Genomic DNA, 1,320 nt, shown 5'->3' on the forward strand with positions numbered 1-1,320 from the left:
AGCAGGTCGGCCACGGCGCCGAGCGTCGCGGCGAGCTGGTCGAGGGGTTCGACGCTGGCCGGGTCGGCCGGTGCCAGGTCGGCGGCGTCCGGGCCGGGTCGTGCGTCGATGCGGGCCTGACCGTGATCGTCGGTGGTCGGCAGCAGGCCACGGCTGATCCGGCTGCGGACGGTCATCAGCGGGTAGCCGTAGGGGGCGGCGTACTGCGCGACGGTGTAGGTGCGTGGTTCGCGCAGCAGGGTCAGCGGCATCGGGTAGGCGTCGCGCAACCGGATCAGCAGGGCGGGCCGGCTGGTGGGCTGGGCCGGCGGCAGGTCGGTGATCAGGTCGAGCAGCCGGTAGGTGGTGGCGTCGAACCGTTGCCAAGCACGCCGGGGCAGCGGCGTGGGCTCGTGGTGCAGGGCCTCGGCGAGGGCCTCGGCGCGGGAGATCAGGTCGCCGACGGTGGTGGTGCTCATGTCCCGGGGACGGTCAGGGTGGCCAGTCGTGAGCGCAGGTCGGCCAATCGTGAATGCCACAGGAACAGGTCGGCGGGTCCCGTGTCGGGGTCGAGCGCGTCGAGCAACGACAGGGCGTAGTCGACGTGGGCGGTCACGGTGCCCACCGGCACGAACGCCTCCGTGGCGGGCGCGATGCCGGGTCGCAGGCCGTGGCCGATCAGCTGCAGCTGGGCGGCCAGACCCCGGGCGGGGGAGAAGACCTGGTCGCTGGTGTCGCCGGCCTCGAGAAGTTCGGCGGCTGCGGCCAGGTGCGCGGCTGCTTGGTCGAGGCGCGGGTCGTCGGTGATGGTCATGGCGTCCTCTCGGGCGTTGGGTCGGTCATGGTCGCCTCCTGGGATCCGGCGGTATGCCGAGCTTCGCCCGCGTCGTTGGCTGCCGGCCGGGTGCGCCGAGCCTGTGCGGCGGGGCGTGCCGGTGTCATCGGGCGAGGTCGAAGCTGTGGACGCCTGGTTCGGGCTCGAAGGGCTTGGGGGTGGGGGGAGCCGGTTGGGCATCGTGTCGTCGACGTCGGGTCTGCTCGATCGCGGAGCAGAGGGCGTGGGTGAAGGCGTCGTCGGGGTTCCAGCCGCGCATGCTCATCTCACGGGACGCCCCTGCGACCAGCTGCTGCGTTGCGCGGGTCGGCAGCCGCAAGGCCAGTGGGATCATGGCCGAGATGGCCGAGATGGCCAGGTGGATGGGTTCCTGTTCGCTGTCGAAGCAGAGCCGCACGATCTCCCGCCCGGGCAGGTGCGGCGCGACCTCCTCGGCGCCCGCGGTCAGGCAGGTGGCGCGGTCGAACGCTGCCAGCCCGGCCGCGCCCTGCGCGTGGAGCCAGTCG

3 protein-coding genes are annotated in these 1,320 nt (G+C 73.0%); all 3 read right to left on the reverse strand.

The genetic code is table 11. The features are described 5' to 3' along the window. Window positions 1-458: hypothetical protein (locus FRW57_RS21660; protein ID WP_152187044.1), on the reverse strand; the 458-nt coding region annotated here is incomplete at its 3' end. Continuing rightward, a complete protein-coding gene (locus tag FRW57_RS21665; protein ID WP_137123319.1) occupies window positions 455-793 on the reverse strand; it encodes a hypothetical protein in 339 nt (112 codons plus the stop codon). The genes FRW57_RS21665 and FRW57_RS21660, both read right to left, overlap by 4 nt. Window positions 794-917: 124 nt before the next feature. Then, window positions 918-1,320 (reverse strand): hypothetical protein (locus FRW57_RS23670; protein WP_162529468.1); only part of this gene is annotated, 403 nt, incomplete at its 5' end.

Source organism: Segeticoccus rhizosphaerae (genome assembly GCF_009192725.1).
Lineage (GTDB): Bacteria > Actinomycetota > Actinomycetes > Actinomycetales > Dermatophilaceae > Segeticoccus > Segeticoccus rhizosphaerae.